This window comes from Microbacterium sp. Bi128, from assembly GCF_918698205.1.
In genome coordinates, this window is record NZ_CAKKMM010000005.1 from 20576 (window position 1) to 38783 (window position 18208).

Consider the following 18208-nt stretch of genomic DNA (forward strand, 5'->3'; position numbering starts at 1 on the left):
GCCCGCTGTCTCAGTCACGAAGGAGTGTCACATGCACAACCGAAGGTATGCAGTTCAGCTAGGTGCAGGAGTCGCCGCAACGGCTCTCTTGCTGGCGGGCTGCTCAGCCGGGGGCGGGGGAGGCGAAGAGGGCGGAATCGTCACTCTCAAGCTGTCCACATTCGGAAACTTCGGCTACAGCGACGAGCTGATCCAGAAGTTCGAGGATGAGAACCCCACCATCAAGGTCGAGCACGACATCGCGGCAGGTGCCAGCGAGGCTCGACAGAACACCTTCACCAAGCTCGCCGCAGGATCTGGTCTGTCCGACGTGATCGCGATCGAGATCGGGTGGACGACGGAGCTCGGCCAGTACGCCAACCAGTTCTATCCGGCGACGGAAGGCGACTACGGCCCCTGGGTCAAGTTCCAGACGGATCCGGTGACCACCCCGGATGGCGAGCTCTACGCCTACGGCGTGGCGACGGGCCCGGAGGCGATGTGCTACCGGTCCGACCTTCTCGAGGCGGCGGGGCTGCCGTCCGATCCCGCCGCGGTCGCGCCGCTGTTCGACAGCTGGCAAGACTATTTCGCGGCCGGTGAGAAGTACGCCGCAGCCGGCGGAGTCGGCTGGTTCGACTCGGCGGTCACCGCCTTCCGCGCGCAGATCGAGCAGCTCGAGTACCCGTACCAGAGCCAGGATGGCGAGATCACGGCGACCAGTCCCGAGATCGAGGACATCTTCCGCCGCACTCTCGAGGTCGCCCCGCGACTGTCCGCCCACCTGGAGCCGTTCACGGACGACTGGGCCGCAGCCACGGCCAATTCGGGCTTCGCCACGATGGCGTGCCCGAGCTGGATGCTGGGCCTCGTCGAGGGCAACGCTCCCGACGTCAAGGGCTGGAGGCTCGCAGACGCGTTCCCGGGCGGCGGCGGCAACTGGGGCGGCTCGTTCATCGCCGTCCCCAAGCAGTCCGAGCACCCGGAGGAAGCGGCGCTCCTCGCGTCGTGGCTCACCGCGCCCGAGCAGCAGATCGAGGCGTTCAAGGCTGCGGGCCCGTTCCCCAGCCGAGAGGAAGCGTTCGACCTTCCCGAGCTGACCCAGATCACCAACCCGTACTTCGGTGACCAGCCGGTCGGTGAGATCTATGTCAACCGCTCCAAGGCGATCGACGTCGTCGCCTACAAGGGGCCGTTGTTCGCTCAGATCGAGGACCTCGTCACCGCAGCGATCGTCAGGGTCGACACCGGTCAGCAGTCCATCGACGCGGCCTGGGATCAGTTCGTCGGCGAGGTCGACGCTCTCAACTAGCGGTTCGTCGTGGTGGGTCGCCGCACCGGGCGACCCACCACGACGATCACAAAGGATCAGTCATGACATCTCTTCGCTCGACTCGACCTGACACCGGCAGCCGGGATAAGCCGGAACCCTCAGCCGTCAGGCCGTCCCTGTCATCGCGGTTCGCGCGCTGGGACAAGAAGTACTCCGCGTACGTCTACATCCTTCCGTTCTTCATCCTGTTCGCCCTCGTCGGCGCAATCCCCCTCGTCTACACGGCGTGGGTCTCGCTGAACGACTGGAGCCTGATCGGCGGTCAAGGCGAATTCATCGGGATCGAGAACTACGTCGCGGTCCTCGGTGAGCGGAATTTCTGGCTCGCACTGCGGAACACGATCAGCATCTTCATCATCCAGGTCATTCCCCAGCTGGTGATCGGCCTCGCCATCGCCGCAGCGTTGGACCGCAACCTCCGCAACGCGACCCTGTGGCGGATGGGTGTGCTGCTTCCCTTCATCGTCATGCCCGTCGCCGTTGCCCTGATCTTCAACTCCCTGTACGGCGACCAGTACGGTCTCATCAACACGACCCTGCAGAACCTCGGCCTTCCCCCCGTCGGATGGCACTCGGATGTCCTCGCCAGCCACATCGCGATCGCCACCATGGTGGACTACCGGTGGACCGGGTATGCGGCGCTGATCCTCCTCGCCGGAATGCAAGCGATCCCGCGCGACTATTACGAGGCGGCGACCATCGATGGTGCGGGATCGTTCCGGCAGTTCTTCTCCATCACCATCCCGCAGCTGCGCGGCACGCTGATCTTCGTCGTCGTGACAGCCACCATCAGCGGACTGCAGATCTTCGACGAACCCCGGCTCTACGACGACTCCGGCCTCGGCGGCTCCGACGGGCAGTGGCTGACGATGACGCTCTACTTGTACAAGCTCGGCTGGAACGACCTCGACTTCGGCCGAGCCTCGGCAGTGGCATGGCTCCTGTTCTGTCTGATCGCGATCATCGCGCTCATCAACCTCTTCATCACCACGCGCATCTCCTCGAGCTCGCGCCGAAAGGGGGAGTGATGTCCACTACTCGCCTTATCGTTCTGCCCGCCAAACGTCGACGCAACGTGACCGGCGGGCGCCGTGCCGGGTTCGGTTCCTACGCGTTCCTCGCGCTGTGCCTGGTCATCGGACTGCTGCCCTTCTATTGGTCCGTCCTCATCGGCAGTGGCGATTCGGGCACGCTCCGCGACCCCAATCGTTCCTGGATCCCCGGGGCCAACTTCTTCGAGAACGTCGGCCAGGTCGTGAACAACCCGGCAGTCAACTTCTGGGCCGCGCTGCGCAACAGCATCATCGTGTCCTTCACCGTCGCGGCATCCGTGGTGTTCTTCTCCACATTGGCGGGTTTCGCCTTCGCCAAGCTCCGCTTCCGCGGTCGAGGGTGGTTGCTCGTCGCGGTCGTGGCCACCACCGCGGTGCCCACGCAACTGGGCGTGGTGCCGTTGTTCATCGTGATGTCGGAGCTCGGCTGGACCGGGACGATCGGCGCCGTGATCATCCCCAACCTCGTCACCGCGTTCGGGGTGTTCTGGATGACCCAGTACCTCGGGCAGGTCCTTCCGGACGAGCTGATCGAAGCCGCCGAGATCGACGGGGCGAACAGCTTCCGCGCGTTCTGGCACATCGTTCTGCCCATCGCGCGGCCGGCTGCCGCGATGCTCGGGTTGTTCACGTTCATCGCCACCTGGACCGACTTCTTCTGGCCATCGATCGTGCTGGACGCCCGCAACCCCACCCTCCCGGTGTCGCTGCGCCTCCTGCAAGCCAACTACTTCGTCGACTACTCCATCGTTCTCGCCGGCGCCGTCATCGCCACCGTCCCGCTTCTCCTGCTGTTCGTCGTCGCGGGGAAGCAGCTGGTCAGCGGCATCATGCAGGGCGCCGTCAAGGGCTGAGTCCCGCCACACCCACCGAGAAGAAAGATCACGAATGAGTACCCCGAACACCGAGCCCTACGCGATCACGATGTGGGACTTCTCCTGGCTCGAGCGCCGCTGGCCGGGGGCCGGCTACGAGGACTGGGACGAGGCACTGAGCCAGCTGGTCGACCGCGGCTACAACGCCGTTCGCATCGACGCGTATCCCCATCTGATCGCCGCCGACCCGGATCGCGAGTGGGAGCTGAACCCGAACTGGGACACGCAGTCGTGGGGGGCGCAGTCCTCGGTGCGTGTGCGGCCGCTGCCGGCCCTGACCGACTTCATCCGTCGCGCCCGGGAGCACGGTGTTCGGGTGTCGCTGTCCAGCTGGTTCCGTGAGGACCTCGACAACACGCGTGTGCACTACAACACCCCGGAGCGCTTCGCGGAGATGTGGATCACCACTCTTCGTCACATCGAGAAGGAGGGGCTGCTCGACACCCTCCTTTTCGTCGACCTGTGCAACGAGTTCCCGTTGCGCGTGTGGGCGCCGTGGCTCTACACCGAGATCTTGGCCCGCAACGTCTTCCGTGCGCGCCCCGGAGACAACGCCGGCGCCATCCCGCCCGAGGCCAGCCGCACCGAGGCCTGGGTGAAGGAGTGGACGCGCGACACGGTCGGACGGGTACGCGCGGCGTTCCCCCAGTTGAAGTACACGTACTCGTACTCCAGCGAACTGGCAACGTGGCGCGACCAGGACGTGTCGAGCCTCGACCTGCTCGAACCGCACATCTGGCTGGCCAACAACGAGTTCACCGACTACTACGACAAGGTCGGGTACCGGTTCGAGAAGTTCTCTCCCGCGGGCTACGACAACGTCGTGCAGCGCGGGCGGCAGGAGTACCTGCGGAACCAGGACCAATACGACGCGTCGCTCTTCCGGATGATCGACAACGTCGCGGACTGGTCTCGCGCGACGGGCAAGCCGCTGTGCATCACCGAGTGCTGGTCGCTGGTCGATTACAAGGACTGGCCGGGTCTGGAGTGGGACTGGATCCTGGACATCAATGCGCGCGCGGTCGAGTACGCCCTCGGCACCGGGCGGTTCGTCGGCGTCGCCACCAGCAACTTCTGCGGACCCCAGTTCGTCGGGATGTGGCGCGAGGTCGAATGGCACCGCCGGCTGACGACCGCGATCAAGACGGCAACGATCGACGAGGATCTTCGGGGTGCCTGACGCGCATCAATGGAGCGACCCGGTCACCGTGCACGGGGAGGGACCCATCTGGAACCCCCTCGTCCAACGATTCCAGCTCGTCGACATGCTGGAAGGCGATGTCCTCACCCTCGAGGACGGCGTGGTGGTGGATCGCATCCATGTCGACACCGTTGCCGCGGTGGTTCGCCCTCGACTGTACGGCGGGCTCATCGTGGCGGGGGAGCGGGATGTCATTCTGATCGACCCTGACGGTGAGCAGCACCGCGTGAACGGCGCCGGCGTCCCCGCGGGCTCGCGCTTCAATGAGGGCACCTGTGCGCCGGACGGCAGCTTCTGGTGCGGGACGATGGACTACGACGCGACTCCCGGAGCGGGAGTGGTGGTCCGGCTCGACCCGGGGACGCTCGAGTTCACGCGCATCGCTGACAGCGTGACCATCTCCAACGGGCTGGCGTTCGAAGACAGCGGCACCGCGTATTACGTCGACTCCGCGACCCGGCGCATCGACCGCCTGCGCGTTCATGCCGGCGCAGTCACCGATCGCACGTCGTGGGTCGACCTGTCCGGTGCGGGGGGCGTTCCGGACGGGATCTGCCTCGATGCGGACGGCGGAGTGTGGGTCGCGATGTATGGAGGCAGCGCCGTGCGCAGATTCGACGCCGACGGCATCCTCACCGATGTCATCGACCTTCCTGTCGCGCACGTGACGGCCTGCGCGCTGGGCGGCAGCACCGGAAGGGAGCTGCTGATCACCACGTCGCGACTGGGTCTCGAAGCGCCGTCGGGCCCTGCCGGTGCCGTTTTCCGCGCCCTCGTCGACATTCCCGGGGTTCACACGCCCCCGTTCGGCTCCTGAGAACCCGAGAGCCCTCGGAAGGCGACCGCGTGAGCGAGCCGCAGGCGCGGACGGCGACGCGTCACGTCGCCGCTTCGACGGTCCGGCACCACCGGCCCGCGAGCGCACCGTCTGACCCACCAACAGAAAGGAGCGCCGCACGATGGTGAGTCGCGTCGTTCTCGTGACCGGCGCGGGAGGTGGCCTCGGACGTGGCGTCGCCGCCGCGTTCGCGGCGGGCGGGGCGCATGTGGTGTTGGTCGGCCGTGCGCAGGCGGCTCTTTCGCAGACAGGCGAGCTCGTGCAGAGAGCCGGGGGAACGGCAACGATCCTCCCCATCGACGTCACGGACGCCGACGCCCTGGCTGCGGGGTTTCAGGCACTTCCACACCTCGACGTCGCCGTGAACGCGGCGGGTGTGATCGAGCCGGGGCTTCTCGGAGACATGGAGGATGCCGCGTTCGACAGAGTCTTCGACGTGAACGTCCGTGGCCTGTGGTTGTCGATGAAGAACGAGATCCGAACGATGCGGCGCTCTGGCGGTGGGGCCATCATCAACATCGGGTCGAATGTCGGCACCCGACTCATCCGACCGTCTCTGGGCGGCTATGCCGCGTCCAAGGCAGCGGTGAGCGCTCTGACCAAGACCGCCGCGCTCGAGGAACTCCCTCACGGCATTCGCATCAACTGCGTCTGTCCCGGCCCGATCGATACTCCTCTGTCCTACCGACCGGGAGAAACGGCAGCGATCCGCGACGCCCGCCTCAAGAGAACGAACCCGTCAGGGCGAGTAGCGGCACCGAGCGAGATCGCGGCCGCAGTCGTGTGGCTCGCATCCCCGGAAGCGTCGTACGTGATCGGGCAGGAGATCGTGATCGACGGGGGTGCGTCAGTGTGACGCGCGAGGGGAAGCGAGGCATCTCGCCTAACTCTGGTTGCGCTCTTCGTTCCTGCGGCGTCGGAGCTTGAACAGCTCGCCCGTCCGCACGATGCGCAGCAGGGTGACGAGCAGGAGCCCGCCCGCGAGGTTCAGGCCCAGAACGGGCAGGAACCACAGCAGCCAGTCGAGGTAGGTGATCGGTGCGCCGCTGATGATCGCGCCGAAGGCGAACAGCGAATCCAGGATCGAGTGGAAGAGCTGGAAGCCGGCGAGGATGAATCCGCCGACGACGGCCGCCACGATCTTCGCGGGCTCGGATTCGGTGCCGGCTTGCATCCTCGTCATGAGCGTGATGACGGCACCCCCGAGAATCGCCAGAGCCGCGAACTCGAGGCTGGGGGGCGCGTCGACGAAGTGCTGGGCGGTTTCGGCGAGCACCGGATGCCAGTCGGGAAAGGCCGCGACGATGATCGCCATGATCAGCCATCCGCCGATCAGGTTGGACACCAGCGTGCCGCCCCAGAGCTTCAGCATCTGCATCGCGGTGCCCTCGCGGGCGACGACCGCGGCGACCGGCATGAGGAAGTTCTCGGTGAAGAGTTCGCTGTGTGCGAGGAGCAGGGCGATCAGGCCGACGCTGAAGCCGAGTCCCGCCAGGAGATGATCGCCCGTCTCGTGGAGGATGCCGAGGTAGACGAGCACGCCGACGCCGACCTCGACCCCGCCCAGGAATCCGGTGACGAGGGTGGCGCGGAAGGTCCGGTGCAGCCGCTCCGCTCCTTCGCCGACGACCTCCTCGAATTCGACCTCGATTTCTTCCTCGACCGCCGCGTCGTTGGAGCCGTCCTGGCGTCGTTGCTCTGCACGTGCTTCGCGCGAATGGCTCATCGGGCCATCCTCGCAGTCGCGCATCGCGGTCGGGCCGGCGTGGGACGCGGAACGCACCGATCGCGACAACCGCGCCTAAGCCACCCAGTACCCCACCGCGCAGAGCAGTCGCGTTTCTTCATCCGCGTCGGCCGGCGGCTCGATCGCGGGAGGGAACACGCCCCACTGCCGCCACTCGTCCGCGTGCGGCACGACGTGCTCGTTCAACCCGGCGATCAGTTCGGGGGAGAGGTGGAACGGGATGCCGAGGTGCTTCGCGATCGAGTACGCCTGGAATGCGCGGTAGGTCGCCATGTGCGCGAAGCCTTCCGCCGCCGGGTAGTCGCCGTAAGTGAACCGGAACGTCTCGGCGAAATCGCCCGAGCGCACCGCGGCCGTCGCGGCATCGTTCAGAGCGTCGTAGGAGGCGATCGGGTCATCGCCGAGGAGGTCGGCGTCGGCGAACGGGTCTCCGTCGGCGGCCGCGCGACCGGCGATCACGTCGGGGATCCACGCCTCGTCGTACGCGTGGCGCCCGAGGATGCCGAGCAGCGTCGGCGACTCGAGCTCGCTCCACCCTTCTGGCACCGGGGCCGAGAGGTCGGCGGGATCGATCTGGTCGATGACCTTGCGCAGCGCGGCATCGGAGTGAAGGAAAAGCGCGTCCGGTTTCATGGCGCCGACGGTACTCCCGACCACCGACACGGACCAGGCCCCGGGAGTAGTGTTCACTCATCCGTGCCGAAACCTGAGGAGGTGGTCCCCGTGAACGAATCGACGTGGGTGCTCCTTCTCGGAGTCACGGTCGGGCGGTAGGTCGCCCGGGAGCACCGCTTCTTCTGTGCTTCCGAAAGGCGCGACCATGCAGGTCACCTCACACATCCCGCTCGGCGACGGCGTTCTCGAGCGCGCGTTCAGCCTCAACGGCTTCACCGGCATCCTCTGGATGCCACCGACCGCCACCCCCGCATCCCCTGCGCCACTCCTTCTGCTGAACCAGGCCGGCGGCTTCGGCACGCGCCGGATGTATCCGCGGCTCAAAGCCCGCGCCGAAGCCGCCGCTGCCGACGGGTTCGCGTCGGTGACCATCGAACTCCCCGGTACCGGCGATCGCCCCCCACTTCCCGGAGCCGAGCAGGCGCGTACCGACCTGCGCGCCGCGCTCGCCGCCGGCGAGATGCCGAGCGATGACGTGATCGACCGGCTCATCCTCCCGCTCGTGGATGCCGCGGTGCCCGACTGGCAGGCCACCCTGGATGCCGTGCTCGCGCTGACCGAGATCGGCACCAGGGTCGGCTTCTCCGGCGGAGTCATTGCCATCGGCGTCCGCCTCGCCGTGGTCGACCCACGGATCGCGGCCGCAGGGCTCTTCGCCGGAAGCTACGTGCCGCGTTCGACGATGGACGAGGCGCGGGGGATTGGCATCCCGATTCATGTTCTTCTGCAGTGGGATGACGAGGGTAACGACCGTCAGGCGGCGCTGGATCTGTTCGACGCGTTCGGCTCGCGCGAGAAGACGCTCGTCGCCAACATGGGTGGGCACACCGGAGTTCCGGCGTTCGCGGGAGAGGATGCCGGGAGGTTCTTCGTCCGGCACCTTCAGCGCCGCGGTGAGTGACGGGTACGCAACGCGACCCCCACGACCACCGCCGCCCCCACGCAGATCGCCGCATTCACCACAAGAGCCGCACCCACCCCCGCCGAGAGCACGGCGCTCGCCGCGACGATCGCCGACATCACCGGCGTCCCGACGGTAATGCCGATCTGCTGGCTCATCGTCGCGAGGCCGGTCGCGAGGCCCTGATCCTGATCGCGAATGCCAGTGGTCGCGGTGACCATGAAGCCGACGATTGCGACGAGGTTCGCGACTCCGCCGACGAACGTTCCGATGAGCACGACGACGAGCCACCCCGACAGCAGGTCGAGGAACGCCAGGGGGAGTGTCGCCGCGGCCTGCACGACGAGCCCCATGACGATCGCCCGGGTGGCGCCGATCCGGGCGATGATGCGGGGTGCGACGAGTCCGCCGACCACGGTGCCCGCGCCGACCACGGCGAAGACGAGTCCCGCCTGCAGGGGGCTGAATCCCCGGACGTTCTGCAGGTAGAGGGTCAGGAGGAACACCACCGACGTCTCGGTCGCGAAGGCGATGATGCCGGCGATGTTGCCCCACGCGATCGTCCGGCGGCGCAGCACGGACAGGGGAACGAGGGGATCGCGCACCACCCGCTCGGTGAGCACGAACGCCACCACCATGACGACAGCGAGGGTGAGAGCGCCCCAGAAGTTCCACGGCCAGCGTGGCTCTCGTCGCGTACGGCGTAGTAGTCGCGTCAGCTACATTGCGACCGTCGACGCGTCGAGCGGCCACGCCAGAGTTGTCATCCGGCCGGCGTCCTGGGGGCGGGGATTGAGTGGTGCACAGAAGAGAGCAAATCTCACTGACCCGGTGCGACGGTCATGCGGTGGTAGAGATGGCCGTCTCGGGTGTCGAAGGTGATGCGGTTGCGGCCTCGTCCGAAAGCGTCAGCGCAGTTCCGATGTGTTCGAACACCCCCCACCACGGTGAGCGAATGGGCGTGTAGTAGCGCCGGTTGCCGTCGGGAGTCTCGGCGAGCAGTCCGCAGTCGAGCAGAGTATGGACCTCCGCGCGGACCGCAGACATGGCGTGCCCGGAGGTCTGGAGGGCCGTCTGGGCCTCCAGCAAATAGAACGGCTGGTACTCGCGCTCCAGGATCCACAGCGTGAGGTAGATGCGCACGGGACGGCCGAACAACCGCTTGATCAGCTCCGACTTCTCTCGCATGGCGCGCCGTTCTACGGGTATCAGGTTTCGTGTTTCTAGACTATCGAAACGGACGATGTCGGTGGGTAGCATGACAATCGAACTTGCAACCCAGCGACACGCCGTCTTCCAGCGCACGGCTAGAGAATGGAGCATCCCATGCACCACGCCAACCCCGGTCAGTCGGCCGACCTGATTGCGTCGTCGGCGGGTGTGTTGTTCACTCGCGTAGCAGCCGCTGCCGCGCGAAAGGGTGCAGGAGATGTTGCTCTCGCGGTCGAGCGGGACGCGGTTCGCTCTGTACTAGAGCGTCTTCGGTCTGAGATAGAGGTGCTACGCGGAGAGCGGGCGGCAACCGTTGTCGATGAGCCCGCGTACGCGATGGCAGGTTTCACGCTCGATGCTCTGCGGACCGGACACGCCATGCTTGACGACGAACAGGCTGCGCTTCTACTCGAAAGCTTGATACGCCGTCTCGAGGCTCTTGACGGAGTCGACCCTCTGTCGACGGAGGACGCGACATGGCTGGAAGACCTGTTTTTGGCGGGCGGACGTTATGCCACGCTTGCGCTGTCCGACGCCGGCGAACGCACTCTACTGCTGCAGTGACCCGTGCCCGGTTCGTCGAATGCGCTGGAGCACCTGAAGCGCGCACTGCTGGATAGAATTCGAGGATTCGAGGCGGTTGTTGCCGATCAGATCTCGGCAGCTGCGGCATCCGGGCCGGGAATGCGCTATTCACTACGGCTCTTCGAGGAGTATGCGGGACATCTTCGTGATGAGGTGGTCTCCTCCTTCGCGGCGGCGCCAAACGATAACGTGCGGATGGCGCAACTGGGCTCGTGGAATGTACATCTGCGATCACGAGCTGGGTTCTTCGATGAGCGATTTCGGCGCGGTGACAGTCAAATTCCTCAAGCTATCGCCAATCTCATCGAAGCAGATGTCGCACTGTTCGGTGGAGGTTCTTCGCACGCCGTGGTGACGATCGGAAGTCCCGACAACTTCGTCACCTTCATAAGCGATCTGCGCGCACGACTCTTCGAAGGTTTGACGGTGCCCCCAGCGCCAGCGGGACAGCCGCGGCTCGTTTTGATTACGGTCCCCGAGTCCGAAGGTGCCCGGTTGTCCTGGTTGCCAATCACCTGCGGGCATGAGTTGGCCCACTATCTACAACGGGTTAAGCCTGTTGCCCGTTCTCATTCCAATGACTTGGATCCTGCGAAGGTCGCCGCGCTGACGGTGTTACCACCCTCTCTCGGGGCCAATCCTGGGTCGCGCGCGTTAGAGCAGGTTGCAGCGAAGTGGCTGGAGGAACTGACCTGCGACGCTTACGCAGTGCACCGATTTGGTGCCGGTGCGGTAGGCGCCTTGACTGATTTTCTTGCTTTCGTTTCGCCGGGATCCGTCGCGTCTGACTCGCATCCCCCGCGCGCTCTCCGGACGCGACTCATGCTGCAGTGGATAAACCTTGCGGGCGGCGACGCCCTTGGAATCACCAACGCGATAAGCGATCTCGCCACACAAGACACTGCCCTACCTGGTTGGGCAGTGCTACTCGAGGAACACTTCACCAGGATTGCCGAAGCTATTTGGACGGATGTCTCTACTTGGTGTACGCGTGCCGCGTATGGGCAGCCCGAAAACGAGAACCGAATCAGTGGCTGCGCGGATCTGCTAGAGTCCGGGACTCCGCCGGTTCACTGGTCTGACGCGAACGGAAACGGTCTTTACTCCGCAGCGGATCTTGTAAACGCCGTGTGGATGATGTTCGCGACCGCACCTGGAACGCCCGTAGGGCGCCTGGCGCTGAAGGCGCTGGACATTCTGGATTTCCTCCATCGATGGAGCGCGGTTGGTGGTAAATTCTTGCCACCAACGACAAATGACGAAGAACCACCGGAGTCCTACGGTGCTCTGTCAGCGCCCGAAATTCGGGCGCGGCTGGCTGCATCCGGCCCGTCCCGGTTGCAGCTCGTTCCACGACTTCCTCCAGACGTAACCGATGCGAGCGTTGACCTCCGGCTTGGGAACGAGTTCATCGTGTTCGCCCGCTCCAATATCGGACAGTTCGACGCGCTGGACCCCTCTCAGAACCCACGCACTATTCAATCCCGCGTGCAGAAGCCATGGGGGGATGTGTTCTACCTGCACCCGGGGCAGCTGGTCCTTGCCGCGACACTGGAGTACGTCGTCATGCCTCCGGACCTGGTTGGCCAGGTGATCACTCGATCTTCCTATGGGCGTCTGGGGCTGCTGTCAGCGACAGCCGTACAGGTTCATCCCCGCTTCACCGGATGCCTCACGCTGGAACTAGTCAATCTCGGTGAGGTTCCGATGGCAATTACCCCCGGAGAGCGCGTTGCCCAGTTGATGCTTTGGAACACGCACCCCGATGCGCCCGTCACCCCACCAGAGAGCAAGTACCGCATGCCGACCGGCCCAGAATTCTCCAAGATCCGGTCCGATCGAGATGCTGACATACTTCGGGCCCTCCGGGGCGCGTTTGCTTCGGCGCACTCTACACAGACGCCCGCATCTCCACCCGGTCCGTGAGCGCCTTCATTGCGGAAATGGCGGACATGTCACTCCGCTAGCGGCTACGTGCACGACGGGCATATCTTGCTCTTCGTGCTCGCGGAGCCCGACGACAAGTTCGGGGCAGAAGTGTAACGGCATGCCGAAGTGCTTCTAGATCGATCAGGCCCCGAGGGGCATCGACAGGTGTGGGAGGCCGGGGGCGGCGGAGTAGTCGCTCGTACGTGAACTCGACGTCTCGGCGAAGTTGCCCGCCCGCTCGGTCGTCTCTGCCGTGTCGTTGGGGGCGTCGTACGACGTGATCCGTTCGTCAACCGCCGGTGACTTCGTTCACGCGCCCGTCCACCACCGACGCGATATAGTCGCGCATGCTCGGGTCGCAAACATAGATGTATGTACCCAACATCCCGCGAGTGAGTAAGACGCCATAGATGTTCTGAATCAGCGCCAGGAGATCCTCGTCGGTCGTCTTCTTGCCGAGCTGCCGCAGGTTCTCCTTGCCTTTCCTGTCTCGGTAGGCGGTGCGGTCAGGCACCATCTGACGAGAGTTGCGGTCATAGCGGAGATCTTCGCCGATGATGACACCCGCGTAGTTCAGGTCGTAGCCCTGGACTGTGTGGATCGACCCCACCTCCTGGATCGAGCTGGATGAGCTGATCCAGTCTTTGTCGGCGCGGTTCCAGGTGAATTCGGCGCCCTCGAGCTCGAAATCGAACCCAGGTTTGTTGTTGCGGGTGTTCCAATCCCACGCGAAGCCCGCCACCATTCGTGACAACCCCACCTCTCTATCGCGTTCGCGTATGGTGGCCTGCATTTCAACGACGCTCGAGAATAATCGCAGGTCGTATGCCCCGAAATCTGGCCGGCGCCCGGGCATCGCGTCACCGCGGAGCAGTTCTCTGATGAACCCGACGTAGTCCGCATCCGCGTGAACGCGCATCTGTAGGGCGAGAGGAAAATGGCGGTGGCTCCCCTCTGCATCAGAGATCTCAGAGAGCAACACTTCCCGGGGCAGGTCAGCGGGGCGGACCGATTGGCGTTCGTCAATGAGCAGGACCCGGTGAGTGCTTTGAGCTTTGATCCAGTCGAGTTGCGTCTTGCTGTAGTCGTCGGACCCGAAGAGGCGCTCGTTGATTTCGATGAAGTCCCGGTTGCGCCTGCCGGAGGACTGGTTGGCACGCTGATTGAGTCGATGCGTCTCGTCCACAATCAGCAGGTCGTAGGGAGTCGGAGACTTGCCGACGTCGAATGGGTCGAGCACCTGGTCCTCGCTCACCCCTGGTGTCTTCTTGAAGACCCGTCTGATCGACTCGCGGAGCGACTGCTGAGGCACTACTAGACCGATGTGCGCCACCTTCAAGAGTTGGCGATTCTCCGGCACGAAGAACTCCGAGAAGAGCGAGTCCTGCTCGATCTCGTCACTGTCCTGATAGTCGCGGATGTCGGCCAGGAGCTTCATGAGGTAGATCGCGACGATCGTCTTTCCGGTGCCCGGATTCCCCCGAATAACGCTCGTCGATTGGCTGTGACCTGCGAGATCTTCGAGAACTGATTCGATGATCTGCTCGACGGCGATCGCTTGCTCCCGCGTGAGCACCTTGAATGGCGACAGCTTGAACAGATCGCTGTTCTCGATCTCCGGGATGCTGCGCTGGAAGACTCCCTCCGATCGCAGCTGATCGAAGATCTGCCGGAAGTTCTCGCGGTACAGCTCGCGCTCGTAGTATCGGGCATCGATGATGCCTTCGTTGCCGTTCAGCACGGTGAAATGGCCGTCGCCAGCGAGCCAACGGATCAGATGAGACTCGAGGTCGAGGCAGGCTGATTTGTTGAAGGTTTCGTCGATGACGACACGAACACGGCGGAAGCCGGACTTGGAGGGGCTCTGAAGGTGTTGGCGTATCCGGGATGCGGCGCTTACCGTCTCGCCGACGTACACCGACGGCTGCTTCGTAGATCCGGCGCTGTCGAGAACGTAGACGACCGGCCAATTAACGCGTCGTTCGTCGCCAGCAGCCCACTGCGTGACCGCAGGCGTGGTGAAGTCCAGCCGTTCGATCTCAGAGGGCGTCATACTTCGTGCTCCGCCCTCTCGCCGTCTCGACCGGATACTTGGAACGGGTCACGGCGAGCTTCTCGAGGACGATCTCGTCGAGATCGACTCGGAGTTTCTCTGAGAGAAGGATGCAGTAGGTGGCGACGTCCGCCAGCTCCTCCCGAACGCGCGCTTCATCGGCCTCATCGTTCCATTGGAAGCACTCGAGTAGCTCGGCGGCTTCTATCGAGATGCTCTTCGCGAGATTCGCCGGCGTATGAAACTGAGCCCATTCACGCTCGCGAACGAACTCCGACAGCGCTTCTCGAACTCGCTCACTCGTCACGGTGCGACCGTAACGCACTACGGGGTCGGACCTGTGCTAACCAGCCGACGGGCGTCCAAGTAGCCTGACCCCACCCCCGCTCGGGTCGAAGGAGACCGCCGTGACCCAACCGCTCCGCTATGGCATCAACGTCTCCCTTGACGGGTACGTCCACCACGAAGCGGGCCTGCCGCCGGACGCTGAGTCGATGGCGTTCTGGACCGACGAGCTGCGCCGCTCCGACATGCTGCTCTAAGGGCGCGTCACGTACGAGCTGATGGAGGGCGCGTGGCGGCGACCCGCATCGGGACAGTGGCCCGACTGGATGGACGCCAGCGAGGTCGCCGTTGCGGAGGTGCTGGATCCGATGCGGAAGGTCGTGGCATCCACGAGCCTCAACGCCGTGGACTGGAACGCCGAACTCCTCCGCGGCGATCTCGTCGACGCGGTGCGGCGGCTCAAGGAGCAGCCGGGGCGGGGGATCTCGCTCGGCGGTGTGCGGCTGCCGGTGGCGCTCGCTGCGGCGGGACTCATCGACGAGTACACGTTCGTCGTGCATCCGGTGATCGCCGGGCACGGGCCGCGGCTGCTCGACGGCGCGGAACTGACGCTGGAGCTGGTCGAGCGGCGGGAATTCGGTTCGGGGGTTACGGTGCAGAGGTACCGGCCGGATCAGACCGGGGATCAGTATGTTGGCAAGGTAGCGCACACCTGGGGACGTCGATGGCCCTCGTCCGCCAGACGCGGTGCGGGTGCATGTCGAGATCTAAGCGGAAGCGCCTCGACCCGTTCTTGTGATCTTCTCGTCCTGCAGCAAGATCGCTGCTGCTTGGTTCTCCCGCTCGTCGGAAACCCGCGCGAACCTGTCCCAGAATCTCTCACCTGCGATGAGTCTTTGAGATGCGGGAAGGAGGGCTTCCGCGGCATCAAGGGACAGTAACGCGGCCTGATAGCCCCGCCGCGCGTCTCGAACTAGCCCATCCCGCCTGCGAGCGCTGTCAATATCAGCCGCTCCGGCTAGTGCGGCCGCCTTCGCGAGAGACTGGGCCGTGAAAGTCAGAAGGTGACGCACAAGAAAAAGTTCGTTCGTGAACTGGAGACTCGCGTCTCGGACCGCGATTATGGGGGCGAGCATACCAAGTTCTTGGTCGCAGAATTCCTCCTGCTGTTCCAGGGCGCGCCCATTCAAGTTTTCGGTCTTGCCGAGCCGAGTAACGGCGCCTTCAAGCCTGCTTCGAAGGATGTTCATGTCCGGGACAGTGCGCGAGGCAACTACCGCTCGCTCGCTGCGACGCTTGAGCAGATCGCCAACGAATGGGATGATCGTGGCGACCACAAGGAGGGCTGTTACAACCACAAGCCCCCAGGTTGCGGCAACGATTTGATCGTCCATGCTTTCCCCCTGATACTGCTGACGATTATCAGAAGGCTATCGGTAGTTCGCGCCAATCCGGTGAGATGAGCGGAGTGTGATTCGGTAACGCGACGGGCGTAGCCATTTATCTGCCTCCGTCGCACCCGCTCATCAGTCCTGGAGGAACGGACGGTCGTCGAGAGGCGCGCGGCGGAGGCGATCGCGACTCGCGGATGAAGCCTGTGGCCAGCGCGCCGCCCTGACCGGGTCACCCCGCGGCGACCGAAACACTCCACGTCACCCCGAACCGGTCCGTCAGCATCCCGAACCCGGCGCTCCACGCCGACGCCGCGAGGGGCTCGACGATCGTGGCATCCACCGCCAGGGCATCCCAGTAGCCCCGCAGCTCATCGAGCGTCGGCGAGCTGATCGAGACGAACAGCGCCTGGTCGGTGATCGTCGTGTGGTTCTCGCGGTGGGTGGAGCCGCCGCCGGCGATGCCGCCCTGGGTCTGGCCGGGGATGTCGTATCCCATGATCCGGAACCCGTTATCGGCGGCGACGAGGCCGAACACGACCGTGTCGGCACCGGGGATCTCGGCCGGCATCCCGAAATCGGCGTACGTGTTCACGACGAGGTGGCCGCCGAAGACGGACTGGTAGAACTCGAGCGCCTGCCGGGCGTCGCCGCGGAAGTTCAGGTGGGTGGTGGTCTGCACGGACATGTCTGCTCCTTAGGTCTCGGGCCGGATCGGCTCGTGAGACCACGCTCGCAACCGTGTAGGTCGGTTTGTGTCCTAGACCGGAAATACCCTGGATGCCATGACCACGACATCGCGGCTGCTCACCCTGCTGTCGCTGTTGCAGACACGGCGCGACTGGCCGGGGTCGCTGCTCGCCTCGCGGCTCGGCATCAGCGATCGCACGGTGCGCCGCGATGTCGACCGCCTGCGCGAGATGGGCTACCGCATCGAGGCGACGATGGGTCCCGATGGCGGCTATCGTCTCGACTCCGGTGCCGAGCTGCCCCCGCTGTTGTTCGACGACGACCAGGCGCTCGCGGTGGCGATCGCGCTCCGGACCGCTCCATCGCTCGGCGCGGGAATCGGTGAGGCGGCGATCCGCGCCCTCGCGACGATGCGCCAGGTGATGCCGTCACGTCTGCGGCACCGCCTCGACACCCTCGAGGTCACCACGGTCGCGCGGCCGGGGGAGGTGGCATCCACTGAGATCTCTCTCGACGTGCTCGTGACGCTCGCGCAGACGATCCGCGACCGGGTGACGCTGCGGTTCGACTATGCCGAGGGCCCGCCGAAGCGTGTCGAGCCGCACCACCTCGTCGTCTCGGATGGCCGGTGGTACCTCGTCGCGTGGGATCTCGACCGCGACGACTGGCGGATCTACCGGGTCGATCGCCTCCGCCCGCGCATCCCGCACGGCGCCCCGTTCACTCCGCGCACGGTGCCGGGTGGAGACGTCGACGCGTTCGTCTCGGCCCGGTTCAAGGGCGCGGATGCCAACGCCTGGCCGTGCCGCGGGACGGTTCTGTTGCACCTTCCGGCGCGCGACGTTATGCCCTTCGCCGGCGATGGAACCGTCACCGCCGTGGACGAGCAGAGTTGCACGCTCGATGCGGGGTCGTGGTCGTGGGGAGCGCTCGCCGCGTCGTTCGGGCGGTTCGAAGCCGAGATGGAGGTCGTGGGGCCGCCGGAGCTGGCGGAGGCGTTCGAGACCCAGGCGGAGCGGTTCGCCCGCGCGGGACGACTCTCCGGAGGTGGCTGACCCCCGGTGGGACGGATCGGTCTGGTCGTGTGAGGGGACCCGCGGCTACGCCCGAGCAGCCAGCGGCGGCACAGTCGCACGAACTGCCCCCCGTCCGATGTCGGGACCGGCTGACAGCTGGCCACCGCATCGCGTCAGTCGCTGGTGAGCCCGACGCAGTCGCAGGTCTTCCGTCGTCGGCCGTCGTGGGAGTCGTTTCCGCGGTTCTCGCCCTCGGCGTAGGGTTCTTGAACATCTGCAAGGACATCAGCAGCCTGAACGCCATCTACCTCAACGGTGGGGTGCCCGGCGTGGTCATTCCCCGTTGCTGGGCTCAGTAGAGGAGGTACATGGCATGTTCGCCGACAACCGATTTCTCACGCTCGGTCTGATGCTCGGCATCCTGGGCCTCGGGATCGGGGTGGGAC

General features: G+C 65.1%; 20 protein-coding genes. 13 read left to right on the forward strand and 7 right to left on the reverse strand.

What is annotated here, in order from left to right:
• Positions 1-31: 31 nt before the first annotated feature.
• From LQV45_RS01070 to LQV45_RS01095, 6 genes are all read left to right on the forward strand, one after another.
• Entirely contained in the window at positions 32-1291 is a 1260-nt protein-coding gene (locus LQV45_RS01070; RefSeq protein ID WP_230005337.1) for an ABC transporter substrate-binding protein, read from the forward strand.
• Positions 1292-1353: 62 nt separating this feature from the next.
• Positions 1354-2340, forward strand: a complete 987-nt coding sequence (locus LQV45_RS01075; RefSeq protein WP_230005338.1) for a carbohydrate ABC transporter permease — start codon at positions 1354-1356, stop codon at positions 2338-2340.
• Positions 2340-3218, forward strand: a complete 879-nt coding sequence (locus LQV45_RS01080; protein ID WP_230005339.1) for a carbohydrate ABC transporter permease — start codon at positions 2340-2342, stop codon at positions 3216-3218. The genes LQV45_RS01075 and LQV45_RS01080 overlap by 1 nt, the downstream gene beginning before the upstream one ends.
• A gap of 34 nt (positions 3219-3252) precedes the next feature.
• Entirely contained in the window at positions 3253-4419 is a 1167-nt protein-coding gene (locus LQV45_RS01085; RefSeq protein ID WP_230005340.1) for a cellulase-like family protein, read from the forward strand.
• Positions 4412-5257 carry an SMP-30/gluconolactonase/LRE family protein gene (locus LQV45_RS01090; RefSeq protein ID WP_230005341.1) on the forward strand — a complete coding sequence of 282 codons (846 nt, stop codon included), beginning with the start codon at positions 4412-4414 and terminating at the stop codon, positions 5255-5257. Before LQV45_RS01085 ends, LQV45_RS01090 begins: the two co-directional genes overlap by 8 nt.
• 142 nt (positions 5258-5399) lie before the next feature.
• Complete coding sequence (locus LQV45_RS01095) at positions 5400-6134, forward strand: SDR family NAD(P)-dependent oxidoreductase (protein WP_230005342.1); 735 nt, start codon at positions 5400-5402, stop codon at positions 6132-6134.
• Positions 6135-6161: 27 nt separating this feature from the next.
• On the opposite strand, the gene LQV45_RS01100 is transcribed toward LQV45_RS01095, so the two are convergent.
• Positions 6162-7004, reverse strand: a complete 843-nt coding sequence (locus LQV45_RS01100) for a formate/nitrite transporter family protein (protein ID WP_230005343.1) — start codon at positions 7002-7004, stop codon at positions 6162-6164.
• Between the two features lie 75 nt (positions 7005-7079).
• Positions 7080-7658, reverse strand: coding sequence for a hypothetical protein (locus LQV45_RS01105; RefSeq protein ID WP_230005344.1), 579 nt, complete (start codon positions 7656-7658; stop codon positions 7080-7082).
• A gap of 187 nt (positions 7659-7845) precedes the next feature.
• On the opposite strand from LQV45_RS01105, the gene LQV45_RS01110 reads away from it, so the two are divergent.
• On the forward strand, positions 7846-8601 hold the full coding sequence (locus LQV45_RS01110; protein WP_230005345.1) for an alpha/beta hydrolase: 756 nt from the start codon (positions 7846-7848) through the stop codon (positions 8599-8601).
• Here LQV45_RS01110 and LQV45_RS01115 read toward each other — a convergent pair.
• Together LQV45_RS01115 and LQV45_RS01120 are read right to left on the reverse strand one after the other, a co-directional pair.
• Positions 8583-9320, reverse strand: coding sequence for an MFS transporter (locus LQV45_RS01115; RefSeq protein ID WP_290370189.1), 738 nt, complete (start codon positions 9318-9320; stop codon positions 8583-8585). The genes LQV45_RS01110 and LQV45_RS01115 overlap by 19 nt on opposite strands.
• Before the next feature lie 121 nt (positions 9321-9441).
• Positions 9442-9789, reverse strand: coding sequence for a hypothetical protein (locus tag LQV45_RS01120; RefSeq protein ID WP_230005347.1), 348 nt, complete (start codon positions 9787-9789; stop codon positions 9442-9444).
• A gap of 138 nt (positions 9790-9927) precedes the next feature.
• Here LQV45_RS01120 and LQV45_RS01125 point away from each other — a divergent pair, with 138 nt between their 5' ends.
• On the forward strand, positions 9928-10377 hold the full coding sequence (locus LQV45_RS01125; protein ID WP_230005348.1) for a hypothetical protein: 450 nt from the start codon (positions 9928-9930) through the stop codon (positions 10375-10377).
• Positions 10378-10380: 3 nt separating this feature from the next.
• Positions 10381-12324 carry a dCTP deaminase gene (gene dcd / locus LQV45_RS01130; protein WP_230005349.1) on the forward strand — a complete coding sequence of 648 codons (1944 nt, stop codon included), beginning with the start codon at positions 10381-10383 and terminating at the stop codon, positions 12322-12324.
• Positions 12325-12616: 292 nt separating this feature from the next.
• Here the strand turns inward: dcd and LQV45_RS01135 are convergent, their stop codons facing one another.
• On the reverse strand, positions 12617-14380 hold the full coding sequence (locus tag LQV45_RS01135; RefSeq protein ID WP_230005350.1) for a DUF2075 domain-containing protein: 1764 nt from the start codon (positions 14378-14380) through the stop codon (positions 12617-12619).
• A complete protein-coding gene (locus tag LQV45_RS01140; protein ID WP_230005351.1) occupies positions 14367-14687 on the reverse strand; it encodes a nucleotide pyrophosphohydrolase in 321 nt (106 codons plus the stop codon). Before LQV45_RS01140 ends, LQV45_RS01135 begins: the two co-directional genes overlap by 14 nt.
• A 100-nt stretch (positions 14688-14787) precedes the next feature.
• Between LQV45_RS01140 and LQV45_RS35765 the strand changes: the two genes are divergently transcribed.
• The 3 genes from LQV45_RS35765 to LQV45_RS01150 all read left to right on the forward strand — a co-directional run bounded on the left by LQV45_RS35765 (position 14788) and on the right by LQV45_RS01150 (position 16128).
• Positions 14788-14922 carry a hypothetical protein gene (locus LQV45_RS35765; RefSeq protein WP_308288800.1) on the forward strand — a complete coding sequence of 45 codons (135 nt, stop codon included), beginning with the start codon at positions 14788-14790 and terminating at the stop codon, positions 14920-14922.
• A gap of 21 nt (positions 14923-14943) precedes the next feature.
• Entirely contained in the window at positions 14944-15606 is a 663-nt protein-coding gene (locus tag LQV45_RS35770; protein ID WP_308288801.1) for a dihydrofolate reductase family protein, read from the forward strand.
• A 123-nt stretch (positions 15607-15729) separates the two neighbouring features.
• Positions 15730-16128 carry a hypothetical protein gene (locus LQV45_RS01150; protein ID WP_230005352.1) on the forward strand — a complete coding sequence of 133 codons (399 nt, stop codon included), beginning with the start codon at positions 15730-15732 and terminating at the stop codon, positions 16126-16128.
• Positions 16129-16288: 160 nt separating this feature from the next.
• Here LQV45_RS01150 and LQV45_RS01155 read toward each other — a convergent pair whose 3' ends face one another.
• Positions 16289-16744, reverse strand: a complete 456-nt coding sequence (locus tag LQV45_RS01155; protein WP_230005353.1) for a VOC family protein — start codon at positions 16742-16744, stop codon at positions 16289-16291.
• A 97-nt stretch (positions 16745-16841) separates the two neighbouring features.
• Here LQV45_RS01155 and LQV45_RS01160 point away from each other — a divergent pair, with 97 nt between their 5' ends.
• A complete protein-coding gene (locus LQV45_RS01160; protein WP_230005354.1) occupies positions 16842-17801 on the forward strand; it encodes a YafY family protein in 960 nt (319 codons plus the stop codon).
• The last annotated feature ends 407 nt before the right edge of the window (positions 17802-18208 follow it).

Excerpts from the sequence above, each read along its gene's own strand:
- LQV45_RS01070 (WP_230005337.1), top strand. The coding sequence starts at position 32 with ATGCACAACCGAAGGTATGCAGTTCAGCTAGGTGCAGGAGTCGCCGCA.
- LQV45_RS01075 (WP_230005338.1), top strand. The coding sequence starts at position 1,354 with ATGACATCTCTTCGCTCGACTCGACCTGACACCGGCAGCCGGGATAAG.
- LQV45_RS01080 (WP_230005339.1), top strand. The coding sequence starts at position 2,340 with ATGTCCACTACTCGCCTTATCGTTCTGCCCGCCAAACGTCGACGCAAC.
- LQV45_RS01085 (WP_230005340.1), top strand. The coding sequence starts at position 3,253 with ATGAGTACCCCGAACACCGAGCCCTACGCGATCACGATGTGGGACTTC.
- LQV45_RS01095 (WP_230005342.1), top strand. The coding sequence starts at position 5,400 with ATGGTGAGTCGCGTCGTTCTCGTGACCGGCGCGGGAGGTGGCCTCGGA.
- LQV45_RS01100 (WP_230005343.1), bottom strand. The coding sequence starts at position 7,004 with ATGAGCCATTCGCGCGAAGCACGTGCAGAGCAACGACGCCAGGACGGC.
- LQV45_RS01105 (WP_230005344.1), bottom strand. The coding sequence starts at position 7,658 with ATGAAACCGGACGCGCTTTTCCTTCACTCCGATGCCGCGCTGCGCAAG.
- LQV45_RS01110 (WP_230005345.1), top strand. The coding sequence starts at position 7,846 with ATGCAGGTCACCTCACACATCCCGCTCGGCGACGGCGTTCTCGAGCGC.
- LQV45_RS01120 (WP_230005347.1), bottom strand. The coding sequence starts at position 9,789 with ATGCGAGAGAAGTCGGAGCTGATCAAGCGGTTGTTCGGCCGTCCCGTG.
- LQV45_RS01125 (WP_230005348.1), top strand. The coding sequence starts at position 9,928 with ATGCACCACGCCAACCCCGGTCAGTCGGCCGACCTGATTGCGTCGTCG.
- LQV45_RS01135 (WP_230005350.1), bottom strand. The coding sequence starts at position 14,380 with ATGACGCCCTCTGAGATCGAACGGCTGGACTTCACCACGCCTGCGGTC.
- LQV45_RS35770 (WP_308288801.1), top strand. The coding sequence starts at position 14,944 with ATGGAGGGCGCGTGGCGGCGACCCGCATCGGGACAGTGGCCCGACTGG.
- LQV45_RS01155 (WP_230005353.1), bottom strand. The coding sequence starts at position 16,744 with ATGTCCGTGCAGACCACCACCCACCTGAACTTCCGCGGCGACGCCCGG.
- LQV45_RS01160 (WP_230005354.1), top strand. The coding sequence starts at position 16,842 with ATGACCACGACATCGCGGCTGCTCACCCTGCTGTCGCTGTTGCAGACA.